The 283-nt window shown below is 54.1% G+C and carries 1 rRNA gene; it reads left to right on the top strand.

Annotated features, from left to right (window positions below):
- Positions 1 to 283, top strand: a 23S ribosomal RNA gene (locus tag HP548_RS00390); the annotation flags it as partial.

The raw sequence follows: 283 nt of genomic DNA, 5'->3' as shown, positions 1-283 counted from the left end.
GCGAGGCCGAAAGGCGTAGTCGAAGGACAACAGGTCGAAATTCCTGTACCACCGTAAGCCGTTATGAGCAATGGGGGGACGCAGCAGGGTAGTGACGCGGACTGATGGATGTCCGTCTAAGCAGTGAGGCTGATGTGTAGGTAAATCCGCACATCGTTAAGGCTGGGCTGTAATGGGGAGCGAAAATTATAGTAGCGAAGGTCATGATCTCACACTGCCAAGAAAAGCCTCTAGCCAGGTGATGGTGCCCGTACCGCAAACCGACACAGGTAGGCGAGAAGAG

The sequence above is a fragment of the Paenibacillus taichungensis genome (assembly GCF_013359905.1).
In the GTDB taxonomy this organism is placed as follows: domain Bacteria; phylum Bacillota; class Bacilli; order Paenibacillales; family Paenibacillaceae; genus Paenibacillus; species Paenibacillus taichungensis.
Note: the sequence above shows the minus strand (reverse complement) of the source record. Positions and strands in the feature narration are given on the sequence as shown.